This window comes from Mesonia sp. HuA40 (assembly GCF_008017835.1).
Lineage (GTDB): Bacteria > Bacteroidota > Bacteroidia > Flavobacteriales > Flavobacteriaceae > Mesonia.
Genome location: NZ_VRLT01000024.1, coordinates 25459 through 38507, shown reverse-complemented (window position 1 = coordinate 38507; position 13049 = coordinate 25459). Strand labels below are relative to the sequence as shown.

Here is a 13049-nt window from a genome sequence, read left to right as displayed (position 1 = left end):
TTGCGTTTTAAAATATTTTACTTTGAAACAATTTCTTAAATTTCTTCGGTTGTCTAAACAAGTCGATCACTTGTATATTCAGTCGTTTTCAGGTTATGCTTTCGCGGATGGCTTAAGGGTGACGGGAAGAGTTTTAAATCATAAACCAAGAAATAGTAAAACAGATAATTCACCTTATGCCTGGCAAGCTAGTTTTGCCAATTTTAATACCTATGAAGTAGAAAATGTTCAAGTAACGCTTTGGTTTAATGGGAAACCTGTAGCTTGTTGTTTAACCAATAGCGAAGGATACTATTATTTTGAAGTTCAAATGCTGTGGGAAGAAGCAAAAGAAAAGCAAACAAAATGGCTGCCTTATAAAATACAATGCGAGTACCAAAAACTTGCTCAAGAGAAAAAATGTTGGTTTTTTCAGCCTAATTCTAATTTTGATTATGGGATTATTAGTGATATAGACGACACACTTATTCATACGGGGGTGAACTCCTTTTTTAAATGGGAGCTAATTAAAAATTCTATTTTTACCCTAGCAGAAGAAAGAGTTCCTATTAACTCTGCAAGTAAGTTTTATCAAGCTTTACGAGCCCAATCTACTGATGTAGATCGACCATTTTTCTATTTAAGTAATAGTCCATTTAATTTATATAGTTACTTACAAGTTTTTTTACGCATTCATAAATTCCCCAAAGGGGTATTGTTATTACGTGATTTTCCTAACCTATGGCGGCAAATGTTTAACCAAGAAAAACCGCATAAACAAAAAGAAATTTTACGCATCTTAAACGCATTTCAAGATAAAACCTTTGTTCTTATTGGTGACAGTGGAGAGCATGATCCTAGTATTTACACTGAAATAGCACAGGTATATCCTGATAGGATAACGGCCATACTGTTAAGACGAGTAAAAAGTAAATCTAAAATGAGGCTCGCCAGTCGTATTGTAAGTAAATTTAAAACCACTCCTGTGGTCTTTTTCTCAAATGGAGAAGAAGCTATTACAGCGGCAAAAAAAATGGGCTTAATTCAATAAAATTAAGCCCTATAAGGTAATTTCTCAATGAAATTAGGTTGTTTCTGGGTCTATATAAACATTGGTTTTTTGTTTTCTTTTAGCCTTAATATCCTTTCTGGGCATAGTGCCAAAAATATGATCCCAAAGGGTAGAAGACACTCCAAAAGCTCGGTCTGGCTCACGGTAGTGATGAATGCTGTGATGGTGCCATAAAACCTTTAAAAAGTTATTGGGTACCTTAAAAGCATGAACCGAATAATGTACCGCTAGATAAGCAGCATATCCCATTAAAAAACCAGCTAAAAAACCAAAAACAAATTCACCTAAAAACACGCGGTACACAATAAAGAGTACGGTAGCAATAATCAAGCTTAAAACGGGCGGCATGGCCAACCTAGACTTATCTTTTGGGTAGTCATGATGCACACCATGCATGGTATAACTAATTTTCTTCTTACGTTCGCTTGTAGCAGGAATATGATATAAGTAACGGTGCATGATATACTCAATAAATGTAAAAAAGAATAATCCTGCAAAGAACAATAAAACCATTGTAGGGGTTTCAAACCCTTTCTCTACAATTCCATAATATATTAGTGCCGCAGAAATTACCGAAAAGATAATCAAGGGCAAAGAAATATGGGTGTGCGTTAATTTTTCTAAAATAGGATTCTTGAATAATTTAGGAGAGCCCTTGTGTTTAGGCCTTTTTAGTTTTGTCGATTCCATATGGCTGATTTTTAAAAGAGTCCGTTAATTTCTGCATCTATTTTATTAATAATTTCTCCAAGATCTTCAGGGTTGTCTACAAAATTAATATTATCAACATCAATAACCAATAAATTGCCTTTGTCATAAGTCGCAATCCAAGCTTCATAACGTTCATTAAGTCGGCTTAAATAATCAATAGAGATGCTACTTTCATAATCTCTTCCGCGTTTATGAATTTGTGCAACAAGATTGGGTATACTGCTACGCAAATAAATCAAAAGATCTGGTGCTTCAGTAACGCGCTCCATTAAGTTAAATAATGAACTATAGTTGTTGAAATCACGATTGGTCATAAGTCCCATTGCGTGTAAATTGGGAGCAAAAATAAAGGCATCTTCATAGATGGTTCGATCTTGAATAATGTCTTTTCCGCTTTTGCGGATATCTAATATTTGTCTGAAGCGCGAGTTCAAGAAATAAACTTGTAAATTAAATGACCAGCGCTCCATTTGATTGTAGAAATCTTCTAAATACGGATTTTCTAATACGTCTTCAAATTGCGCTTCCCAATTAAAGTGTTTAGCTAAGAGTCTGGTTAGGGTTGTTTTTCCCGCGCCTATATTTCCGGCTATGGCTACGTGCATAGATTAGTTTGTGTTGATTTGGTAATAAATTAGTTTGTTTTGCTTGTAAATATAAAGGTTTTCCTTACTCACATAAAAATCTTTAACGTCATTTTCATAAATATCAAGTTTTAAAACCTCATTAGAGTTTAAGTTGAGACGATAGAAATTACCTTCGGCGTAAACATACAAATGATTGGCTGTTGCCACAAGTTGCTCGGCACCTTTAAAATAAAATTCCTGGGTGATATTTCCATAGATATTAAAAACCCGGATTTTATTTTCTTGAGCTTCAAAAAAGTGGGTTAAGTTTGAAGCGTGAAAAGCCTCGTTTGATAAAACAGGAGGCGACTGGTACAAGGTTTTTTGCTGTGGAAAATTAAAAAAATCGAGTATACCTTGTTCAGTATTTACCAGCCATAAACTATTGTTTTGAGCGGTGTAAGCGGCCTTTAAAATCCGTAAAGGGGTTAAATTGTTAAAGTTAATTTTTGTAATGGGATTCAATTGATTGTCTAGTATGACCACCGTGTTGAAGTCTTGATAAAATAAGCTAATGCGTAGCGGATTGCTGATATCAACAAGGCTTAAATTTCCTAAATTCAGGTTGGTATACTGTTTTAAATCATTTTGGGTTTTCTTGTAAAAAACTTGGTCTTTTATAAAATAATACCGACCGAATACATCTACTCCTACAAACTTATCCGCTTTAAGCGTATTTAATATAGTACCTTCTTGTGTTTGTGCTTGAAGTAGATTGACGCTAATAATAAAGAAAAATAAGAATAGTTTCATCTTACAAAAGTACTTTAAAATCCCAATTATAGCTCCATAAACAGTCGATAGCATCTGTAAATAGATGAAAGCTTAATCCAATTGCAAAGGTTTTTATCATTTTATTTTTTGCTAAAATAGCTACTAAAAAGTACAATCCCCAAGCCCAATAGGTATGTAATATATGAAAGTTAATACTACAGCGATTAGGGTCAAAAATAGGATTGGCTAGCAGGTGATCTAAATCGACTAACATACTAGCTAATAAAATCAAATAATTTTGCTTGATGTTATTTCTATCGATTAGAAAAGCAATGAAAAAAATAAAACCAAAATGTAAAAAGTAGTGGGTGAAAGTTTGCATCAATCTGGCTTTTCTATATCGTCTTCATCAGGTAAAAGTAAATCGTTGAGTCTTCGCTCTAATGATATATAACGGCCAATACCAATCAATAAAAATACCACGCAAATAAACAGTGCGATATACCCAATGATTTTTAAATTTGTGTATTCTTTTACTTGCAGCAGGGCTATACCGCCTAACAGTAGGTAAAGGGAAGCTCTAATGTAAGAAAGCAAAGTGCGCTCATTGGCAAGTTTGGTTCTTTCAAGCGCCAAATGTTCGCGCAAGTTTTTCTCATCGGTTATGCGTGGTTTAAATGGGTTATGTAGTTTTAATCTCTTTTTCATGATGGTCAGACTTTAAAAGGGAAAGAACAAAGGTATGATAATAGAGGCAGCAATCCAGACAACAAGATTAAGTGGGGTGCCTATTTTTAAATAATCGGTAAATTTATAATTACCTGGAGCGTAAACCATGGTGTTGGTAGGGTAACTTACGGGTGTCATAAAGGTGAGCGAACAAGCAAACATAACCGCAATTAAAAAAGGTTTTTCGCTTACCTGCAAAATTTGAGCAAACTCTATCACAATTGGGGTCATTAGCACAGCGGTAGCTTTACTTGATAATACATTGGTTGCTAGAAAGGTAAATAGAAATATGAAGCTTAACATAATTTGTGGAGGTAGGCCGCCTAAATTTTCAAAAAGAAAATTAGATATTAGCTCTGAGCCACCGGTTTTTTCTAAGGCTTTACCCATAGATAAAACTCCGGCGACCATAAAAATCACTTTCCATTCTATTGCTTTATAAGCTTCATTAGGCTTAAGTATAGCGGTGGTCACAATAAGTAAACTCCCTACCAAGGCGCTTATGAGTATTGAAGTAATATTAAAAGCGGCGGCCAAAATTACACCCATTAAAATGAGAATTGCCGGTATAGCCTTTTTATAATTTATTTTACGGTCTTCATATTCAGATAAAGCCACAAGCATTTTGTTGCGTGTTAAAGCTTGTATATTATGGCGTGCTGTATAAATAAGCAGCATATCTCCCTCTTTAAGAGAAACGTTAGCCACGTTTTTAGTAATGGTCTCTTTGCGTTGCCTAATAGCCAAAACCGAAGCATAATAGTTGTTTCTAAATTTGGTTTTCGCTAAAGTTTTTCCTGATAGTGAAGAACCGTGAGGAATCATTACCTCAAAGATGCGCTTTTCACTATCGTCTTCGCTAATTTCTCCTATACCGCTAAACTTATAGTATTTACTTTCTCTTATTTTACTGGTTTTGCTTGGATTCATAAGTACCTTGAGCACGTCTCCTTCTCGTAAAATAGTTTCTTCATTAAACTCATAAAACCGAAGATGGTTTCGCTTTATCATTAAAATTTGCACTTGTAAATCACTAATCAAAAAGCTTTTACCGATAGCTTTATTGATGTCTGGATTTTTGGGTAAAATTTCGATTTCTGCCATATAATCCTCGGCTTCATGTTGTAGGGTTTCAGATTTTTTTATGCGTTTAGGCAGAATCAAGGGAGCTACGATAAAAATATAAATGAGTCCAGCTGCTGTAATACCCAAAGCCGCAAGTGAAAATTCAAACATCTTAAATCCAGTACTGCCTAATTCTTGAGCATAACTACTAACCAAAATATTGGTAGATGTACCTATTAGCGTACAAGTGCCTCCAAACAGAGCCGAAAATGAAATAGGAATAAGCAAACGCGAAGGCGCAATACCGGTTTCTCGCGATACCATTAGCGCCATAGGAATTAACATAGCGACCACAGCCGTATCATTTATAAAGGCAGAAAAAACAGCCGCCGTAAGGCAAAAAACAATTAAAGCCAGTACGTAGTTTACCCGCGCTATTTTTACAATTTTTGAGCTTAATCCGTTAATAATACCCGATTTAAACACGGCAGCGCTAAGCACAAACATACAGCCTAAGGTTATAGTGGCGGGATGGTTAAAGCCGGCAAAACCTTCTTCGGGGTTTAGTACACCAGAAACAATAAACAAAGACATTATGAGTATAGAAGTAGTATCTATACTAAAGTAGTCTTTCACAAAAAGAAAGATGCCTATGCCTATTATTATAAAGGTGATGGTTAAATACATAAAGCCTTTTCTTTATGAAGGTTTATAAAGTTAAAACATAATTTTTAATATTCTCGATTTTGATCAATTCGGTTTTTCATTGCTTTACCTTGATGCAATCGTTCTAAATTAGATACAATTTGCTGGCTTACCACCTTAGGGTCGGTAGCACTAGCCATATGCGGTGTAATTTGAATATGTTCGTTTTCCCAAAAAGCATGATTTTGGGGCAGAGGCTCTTCTGAAAATACATCAATGCTGGCTCCACATAATTGTCCATTTTGTAAAGCTTCTAATAAGTCGTTTTCTTTCAAGTGCGCACCACGTCCTACATTTATTAAATAACAACCAGGCTTAAGCTGATTAAAAAGCGTGCTATTGAGAATACCACGGGTTTTAGATGTTAAGGGTAGAAGACACACTAAGATATCACAAGACTGCAAAAATTGAGGCAGTTGTTGTTCAGAATGGTAGGTGGTAATATTTTCGTGTGTTTTTGCGGTAGAAGAATAGCCTAAAACCTGAAAATTATTTTTAACCAAAAGCTCCCCCACCGATTGACCAATTTTTCCAAAACCTAATATACCTACAACAGTATCTTTAGGGCGTTTGTAAGCAATAGGTTTCCATTTCTTTTTTTGTTGAAGCTTAAAATAAGCATATAAGTCACGAATGTGCATCAAGCAAATCGATAGCACAAACTGACTCAAATCGGTTGCTAAACGCGGGTGTTCAATTTTTGTGACTTGTATATGCTCTTTTATGGTGTTTTGAGCAAAAATATGATGTACACCCGCCCCCATAGAGGCGATTACTTTTAAATTAGGGTATTGGTCAAAAACTCCTGCTGGAGGCTGCCAGGTTAATATAAATTCGGTTTTTTCTCGCTGGGTATCATTTGGATAAATTTCTATGGTCAAATTCTTATTTTCATCCTTTAAGGCTTGAACCCATTGGTCTAAATTTCTTCCTGGAGCGATGACAACAATTTTGTTATTCATTTTAAGGTGTTTTTTATGGATTAAACAAACGCACTATAACCTGTTATAGCTCTACCAACGATTAATGTATTGATTTCTTTGGTTCCTTCATAGCTATAAATTGCTTCGGCATCGGCTACAAAACGTGCCACATCATGCTCGAGCAATATTCCATTGCCGCCTAGTACTTCTCGTGCGCGGCTTACCACATCACGGGTGCGCAAACTGCAAAACACCTTGGCTAAGGAGGCGTGCTCATCGGTTAAAATTCCTTCGTCTTGTAATTCAGACAAGCGAAAAACCATGGTTTGCATAGCGGTTAAATTGGATAGCATTTCTACCAAATGATTTTGAACAAGTTGAAAACTGGCTATAGGTTTGCTAAATTGTTCACGTTTTTTAGTATACTTTAAGGCACTTTCATAAGCCCCTCGCGCACAGCCAACGGCTTGCCAAGCTACGCCCGCTCGGGTCATTTTTAAGACTTTGGCAGTATCGGCAAAAGAGTTAGCTTTTTGCAAACGATCGGTCTCGGGAACTTTGCAATCGGATAAGGTGATCAAGGCATTTTGCACGATGCGCAGAGCCATCTTATCTTCCATCTTTTCGGCTTTAAAGCCAGGGTTTTCTTTACGTACCAAAAATCCTTTCACCTGCTTTGAGTCGATGTCTTTTGCCCATATTACAATAACATCTGCAAAGGTGGCATTACCAATCCATTTTTTTTGACCGTTTAATATCCAGTTCTCTCCATCAAAACGGCAGGTGGTTTCCATTCCTTGCGAAACGGCCGAACCTACATTTGGTTCGGTTAAACCAAAAGCTCCAATCGTTTTTAATTTTTGCATTTTGGGCAACCATTCTTGTTTTTGAGCCTCGCTTCCGCAAAGGTATATTGAGCCCATAGCCAATCCGCTATGTACACCAAAAAAAGTAGAAATAGAAACATCTACCCGAGCAATTTCTTGGGCGATAATGCCCTCCATTAAAAAAGGCATAGCCGCGCAACCGTAACCTTCGTAGGCAATACCCGTAATATTCAATTCTCCTAATTTAGGGATGATATCAAAAGGGAATTTTGCTTTGTTCCAATAATCGTTAACAATAGGGCGAACTTCCTTTTCCATAAATTGTCGTACCCGCAGTTGTAAATCGCGTTGAGTATCGGTTAGTTTGAGATCTAAATTATAAAAATCTCCATCGATAGGTGGTAATTGATGCTGTCCGCGTTTGCCCTGGTGGTGCAACAACTTGAGCATATTTTTTATTTGCCGATCATCTAATTTTCCTAAAGTTGCTAGGGTTTGCTTTAAATCGATTTTATCATGTATTTTAGTTAATTGATCTAAATCGACCTCTTTTAAAAGATTAATCGTTTGTTTTATTTTTTGAAAGAAGGTCATAGCGTTTAATTTACAGTTAGTTTAAAATTATTGAAATAATTTTTCTCTCGCTGTTAAAGAATTGCGAATAAAAAAGAATTTGATAAGTGCGTTTTTTTTAAATAAATAAGAATGCTTATAATTTACTACTTTCGCTTTTATGCAAGTAATCCAATATATAGAACAGCACACTAAGCTAGAGAGTCAACGTATAGAGAAAGCATTACAACTTTTTTCTGAAGATGCCACCATACCTTTTATCGCTCGGTACAGAAAAGAATTTACCCAGCAATTAGATGAAGTTGACCTAGAGCAAATCCGTAAAGCACAAGAAGACTATTTGACACTAGAAAAGCGACGAGAATCTATTTTAAATCGCTTAGAGGCGGATGGGGTGCTAACTACAGACTTAAAAAAGCAAATAAAAGAGGCTCAAGACTTAACAAGGCTAGAAGATTTGTATTTGCCTTATAAGAAAAAGCGAAAAACCAAAGCCGATGAAGCAAAGGCTTTAGGACTTGAACCACTGGCCAAACAAATTATGGTACAAAAACGTACAGACCTACGTGATTTAAGTAAGTCTTACTGTTCGAGCCAAGTAAAGACGAGTCAGGACGCGCTCACTGGGGCGGGGTTTATCATTGCCGAGTGGATAGCTGAACGAATTGATTTACGGAATTATTTGCGTTTTCAATTGCAAGAATTTAGTTTTTTAAAGGCACGAGTAATTTCCAGTAAAAAGGAGGAGGAAAACGCTCAAAAGTATAAGGATTATTTTGATTGGGAAGAGCGATTGAAAAACCTGCCATCTCATCGATTTTTAGCGATTTCAAGAGCCGAACAGGCTGGTGTTATACGAATAAAACTGGTGATAGACGAACAACATTTATTAGCGAAGTTTGAAAGTAAATTGATAAAAACACAAGGAGAAACTGCCTCTTTTTTAAAGGATGTTATTAAAGACGCTTATAAACGTTTGATGTATCCTAGCTTGAGTAAAGAAATTTTTCAAGAAGCTAAGCAAAGAGCAGATGCTACCGCTATAAGTGTTTTTGCTAAAAATTTAAAACAGTTGTTATTGGGTGCGCCACTGGGGCAAAAAAGAGTTTTGGCGCTAGATCCCGGTTTTAGAACAGGTTGTAAACTGGTTTGTATAGATGAACAAGGCGATTTAATGCATAATGAAACTATTTTTCCGCATCCGCCACAAAAACAACACAAAGAAAGTATCAAGAAGATAAGTACTTTATGCGAGGCTTATAAAATTGAGGCAATTGCCATTGGTGATGGGACGGCATCGCGAGAAACCGAAGCTTTGGTTAAGCGCATACAGTTTAAACATCCTATAGAAGTTTTTGTGGTGAGCGAGGCGGGTGCTTCCATTTATTCGGCTTCATCGATTGCTAGAGAAGAATTTCCTAATTATGATATTACGGTTAGAGGAGCAATATCTATAGGGAGAAGACTACAAGACCCCTTGGCCGAACTGGTTAAAATTGATCCTAAATCAATTGGTGTGGGCCAATATCAACACGATGTAAATCAAATTGAATTGCAGCGGAGTTTAGATAGAGTGGTAGAGCACTGCGTGAACACGGTTGGAGTTAATTTAAATTCGGCGAGTAAGTCTTTATTGCAACATGTATCGGGTATTGGTGAAAAACTAGCCGAAAATATTGTGACGTTTAGGCACGAGCATGGTGCATTTGGTAAAAGAGTAGACCTTAAAAAAGTTCCGCGCTTAGGTGCAAAAGTTTATCAACAAGCCGCTGGGTTTTTACGAGTGAAGCAAAGTGAAAATCCGTTAGATGATTCTGCTGTACACCCAGAGCAATATGAATTGGTAAAAAAAATAGCGCAAGAAGAAGGGGTTGAGGTGGTTGATTTGATAGGCAATGATGCCTTATTAAACAGTATTGATTTAGAGCGATATTGTACAACAAAGTTTGGTTTACCAACCCTCGAAGACATAAGAGAAGAGATGAAAAAACCGGGCAGAGATATAAGAGAAAAAGCTAAGGCTTTTAGCTTTAATCAGAATATAAAAACCATTGCCGATTTAGAAGTAGGTATGCGTTTACCTGGAATTGTAAATAATATTACCAATTTTGGTTGTTTTGTATCGATAGGAATAAAGGAAAGTGGCTTGATTCACGTGTCTAACCTAGCCGATGAATTTGTAAGTGATGTAAATGAATATGTACACTTACATGAACAAATATTGGTGAAAGTACTCGAGATAGATCTTCCGCGAAAGCGTATACAACTCAAAAAAATAAAATTGAACGAAAAGTAAAAAAACTGTCCCACTAGCTTAACTTGTTGAATAACATTTTGGCTAATGGCAAATAAAACAAGAATATAAAACCATAATTTTATATCGCTTTAACGCGGGACAGTAAATTAACACTAATATTTATGTTTAGATAAATTTTTATAGTCTACTTAGTAAAGTCAACTTTTTCAATTTCTACATCATAAATCGAGCCAATTATTATCTCGCCATTATTTTATTATTTTTTTAAAATTGTGTCTAAATTTATTAATGAATTAACCATTTAATAACATGCTTGCGTAACTGAGACTTGAATTTTCTTTCCAATTTAATTTTGTGTTTGCTTTTATTAGAGTAGTAGCAACCTCTTTTATTAAGGTGTCAAATGATCGAGAGGTAAATATTTCTACTTATAAATAGTAAGTTAAGCGTGAGCTACCGCTAATATGTAGTGGTTTAGTTAATATCGGATACACCTTTTTATATAAACTTATAGTTACTAAGTAGTAATTAACGCTTAAAAAGCTGAAAAAATCTATAAATTCGAACTATTGAGAATATCTATTAATATGGGTTTTAGTCCGCTAAAGAAAAATTCTACTGCAATAACCATTACTATTAACCCCATTAAACGCATCAAGACATTTTTTCCTGTATTGCCTAGTATTTTTAATATTTTAGAAGAACTAAGCAATATTAAATAGGTGAGTAATAAAACCAAGAATATAGCTCCTATTAAGGCAATTTTGGACTGAATGGTTTTAGCGTCTTCCATCATTATGATAGCATTGGTAATTGATCCTGGTCCAGAAATCATAGGTATTGCCAGTGGGGTAATTGAAATATCTTCTACATAACTTTTCTTTTCTAATTTGGTCTTTACTTTTACACTGGCTAATCTTGCTTGAAGCATGTCCATACCCATAAGAAAGAAAATAACCCCTCCCACCAATCGAAAACTATTTACCGATATACCGAAAAATTGAAAAAGAAGTTGTCCTGAAAAAGCAAAAGCTACAATAGTGAAAAAAGCAGCAATGGTTGCTTTTCTCGCCGTTTTATTGCGGTGTTCTGCATCTAGCTCAGAGGTCATGCTCATAAAAACGGGCATGGTGCCTATTGGATTAATCAGGGTGAAGAAAGAAGTAAATGCTAATAACCCAAAACCAAGTAAATCGCTCATAACGGCCAGTTAAATTTTATTGCAAGAATACAAAAAAAAATTAAGCAACAGAATTCAGATGCATTTGGTGTTATTTAAATAAATATGAACTCCATAAATGAGATCCAAGAGGGTTAAAAAACCGCCCTTCTAAATACGATTTAGAAGGGCGGTTGGTGATATATCAAGTGCGTCCTATATTTCAAAAACATCTTTAATTTTATCTACATAATCTAATTTTTCCCAAGTAAAGAGTTCAACTTCGTGCTTTACCACACCAGAGTAAGGGCTTTCAAAAACTTTAGTAACTGTTCTTGGGGTCTTACCCATATGGCCGTATGCAGAGGTTTCTCTATAAATAGGGTTGCGTAGTGCAAGACGTTTTTCTATAGCAGCAGGGCGCATATCAAAAATCTGAGCTACCTTTTTTGCAATTTCTCCATCCGAAATGTTTAAATGACTGCTCTTGTAGGTGTCAACAAAAATAGACGTAGGTTCTGCTACACCAATAGCATAGGATACTTGTACTAAAATTTCATCGGCAACACCAGCGGCAACTAAATTTTTAGCAATATGTCTTGCGGCATAAGCGGCACTTCGATCTACCTTGCTAGGATCTTTGCCCGAGAACGCACCACCACCGTGGGCGCCTTTTCCGCCGTAGGTGTCAACAATAATTTTTCTACCCGTTAATCCTGCATCTCCGTGCGGCCCACCAATCACAAATTTTCCTGTAGGGTTAATATGGTAAACAATATCATCTGTAAATAAATCTTGAAGCCCTTCTGGAAGTTGATTTTTTATGCGCGGAATTAAAATTTCTTGAATGTCTTTTTTTATCGTAGCTAACATATCAGCCTCATTTTCATCAAACTCATCGTGCTGGGTAGACAAAACAATAGCTACAATTTTTTGAGGTACGTTTTCATCGCTATATTCTATGGTAACCTGACTTTTTGAATCGGGTCTAAGATAAGTCATTTCTTTCCCTTCTCTCCTGATTTTGGCCAACTCAATAAGCAATTTGTGTGAGATGTCTAATGCTAGAGGCATATAGTTTTCAGTCTCATTGGTAGCATATCCAAACATCATTCCTTGGTCTCCTGCTCCTTGTTCCTCTTGAGTTGCTCGATCTACTCCTTGATTGATGTCGGGAGACTGTTCATGAATTAAGGAGATAACTCCGCAAGAATCTCCGCTAAAACGATATTCTCCTTTGGTATATCCTATGTCATTTATCACTTCTCTAGCAATTTGTTGTACGTCTATATAGGTATTTGATTTTACTTCACCTGCCAAAACTACTTGGCCGGTAGTTACCATGGTTTCGCAGGCAACTTTTGAAGAATTATCAAAAGCCAGAAAATTATCTAGCAATGTATCGCTAATTTGATCGGCTATTTTATCGGGATGTCCTTCAGAAACACTTTCAGAAGTAAATAAGTAAGGCATGTTTTAAATAATTTAGAAAGATTTGGGTCACGCCACTAAAGTAGAATTTCTGCTTTAGCATTTTTTAAGGGTTGCAATCAGTCAAATCTTTCCCTGTTTAACATGAGCAAAGATAGAAAAATACGTAAGTCTATTGCAGAAATATAATTTTTTAAGATTTATTTACGAAAATTAAATTCTATCTATTTGCTTTAAAAAGCTATCACATAATTAGGATTTAAACCTAAAAAGTATAT

12 protein-coding genes are annotated in these 13049 nt (G+C 35.7%); 2 read left to right on the top strand and 10 right to left on the bottom strand.

The genetic code is table 11. From position 1 onward, the window contains the following. The first annotated feature begins 22 nt into the window (after positions 1–22). Complete coding sequence (locus tag FT993_RS03250; protein WP_147861110.1) at positions 23–1030, top strand: phosphatase domain-containing protein; 1008 nt, start codon at positions 23–25, stop codon at positions 1028–1030. A gap of 33 nt (positions 1031–1063) precedes the next feature. On the opposite strand, the gene FT993_RS03245 is transcribed toward FT993_RS03250, so the two are convergent. Genes FT993_RS03245 through FT993_RS03210 form a run of 8 tightly spaced genes read right to left on the bottom strand, consistent with a single transcriptional unit; the run spans position 1064 to position 7945 of the window. Beyond that, on the bottom strand, positions 1064–1741 hold the full coding sequence (locus FT993_RS03245; protein ID WP_147861109.1) for a sterol desaturase family protein: 678 nt from the start codon (positions 1739–1741) through the stop codon (positions 1064–1066). A gap of 11 nt (positions 1742–1752) precedes the next feature. Then, positions 1753–2367 carry a deoxynucleoside kinase gene (locus tag FT993_RS03240; RefSeq protein WP_147861108.1) on the bottom strand — a complete coding sequence of 205 codons (615 nt, stop codon included), beginning with the start codon at positions 2365–2367 and terminating at the stop codon, positions 1753–1755. A gap of 3 nt (positions 2368–2370) precedes the next feature. Then, complete coding sequence (locus FT993_RS03235; protein WP_147861107.1) at positions 2371–3141, bottom strand: hypothetical protein; 771 nt, start codon at positions 3139–3141, stop codon at positions 2371–2373. A 1-nt stretch (position 3142) separates the two neighbouring features. Then, on the bottom strand, positions 3143–3484 hold the full coding sequence (locus FT993_RS03230) for a DUF6122 family protein (RefSeq protein WP_222708297.1): 342 nt from the start codon (positions 3482–3484) through the stop codon (positions 3143–3145). After that, a complete protein-coding gene (locus tag FT993_RS03225; RefSeq protein WP_147861105.1) occupies positions 3484–3810 on the bottom strand; it encodes a DUF202 domain-containing protein in 327 nt (108 codons plus the stop codon). Before FT993_RS03225 ends, FT993_RS03230 begins: the two co-directional genes overlap by 1 nt. Before the next feature lie 12 nt (positions 3811–3822). Beyond that, on the bottom strand, positions 3823–5583 hold the full coding sequence (locus FT993_RS03220) for an SLC13 family permease (protein WP_147861104.1): 1761 nt from the start codon (positions 5581–5583) through the stop codon (positions 3823–3825). Positions 5584–5627: 44 nt separating this feature from the next. Further along, positions 5628–6563, bottom strand: a complete 936-nt coding sequence (locus FT993_RS03215) for a glyoxylate/hydroxypyruvate reductase A (protein WP_147861103.1) — start codon at positions 6561–6563, stop codon at positions 5628–5630. A gap of 20 nt (positions 6564–6583) precedes the next feature. Next, the gene (locus tag FT993_RS03210) at positions 6584–7945 is read right to left on the bottom strand and encodes an acyl-CoA dehydrogenase family protein (protein ID WP_147861102.1); all 1362 of its coding nucleotides are present in this window, start codon (positions 7943–7945) and stop codon (positions 6584–6586) included. 139 nt (positions 7946–8084) lie between these two features. Here FT993_RS03210 and FT993_RS03205 point away from each other — a divergent pair, with 139 nt between their 5' ends. Further along, on the top strand, positions 8085–10220 hold the full coding sequence (locus tag FT993_RS03205; RefSeq protein ID WP_147861101.1) for a Tex family protein: 2136 nt from the start codon (positions 8085–8087) through the stop codon (positions 10218–10220). Between the two features lie 514 nt (positions 10221–10734). Here FT993_RS03205 and FT993_RS03200 read toward each other — a convergent pair. Both FT993_RS03200 and metK read right to left on the bottom strand, forming a co-directional pair. Next, positions 10735–11382, bottom strand: coding sequence for a MarC family protein (locus tag FT993_RS03200; protein WP_147861100.1), 648 nt, complete (start codon positions 11380–11382; stop codon positions 10735–10737). A 174-nt stretch (positions 11383–11556) separates the two neighbouring features. Then, positions 11557–12813, bottom strand: coding sequence for a methionine adenosyltransferase (gene metK / locus FT993_RS03195; protein WP_147861099.1), 1257 nt, complete (start codon positions 12811–12813; stop codon positions 11557–11559). Between the last annotated feature and the right edge of the window lie 236 nt (positions 12814–13049).